General features: G+C 52.0%; 1 protein-coding gene. It reads right to left on the bottom strand.

The window, feature by feature from the left end:
- Positions 1–421 (bottom strand): Ppx/GppA phosphatase family protein (locus tag LZP73_RS19325; protein WP_442800765.1); only part of this gene is annotated, 421 nt, incomplete at both ends.

Below are 421 nucleotides of genomic sequence, written 5' to 3'. Positions count from 1 at the left end.
AATCGCGGCTTATTGCTTCAAGATGCCATTCATTTTCCACCTGATCGTAGAAGTTAGCCGCAACTTTGGCTACGCGCTGTGCCTGATCAATATCGATCATAAAGCGGCGCTGAATATTACGCAGCGTACGGCTGCGAATATCCTGCTCGACGGTAAGATGCAACATACCGTAGACCAGGCCTTCACGCAGCGCACCGCCCGCCAGGGTCATACACTGAATATTCAGTTCGGTAAAAATGGCTATCAGGATCGCCAGACCACTCGGGAACACTAACGCACGTTCCAGCGTCAGCCCGTCAATCTCTAGCTCTTCCAGCCGACCGCAATGAATGGCGCGTTGTTTCAGTTGCTGCAACTTTTCCAGGGTAATGCGTTCATCCATCCCCTGTGCCATCATGATTTCCTGTAACGCCTGCACGGT

The organism is Shewanella sp. AS16 (genome assembly GCF_021412365.1).
In the GTDB taxonomy this organism is placed as follows: Bacteria; Pseudomonadota; Gammaproteobacteria; order Enterobacterales; family Shewanellaceae; genus Shewanella; species Shewanella salipaludis.
The sequence above is the reverse complement of the archived record's forward strand: the minus strand, read 5'-3'. Positions and strand labels throughout refer to the sequence as shown.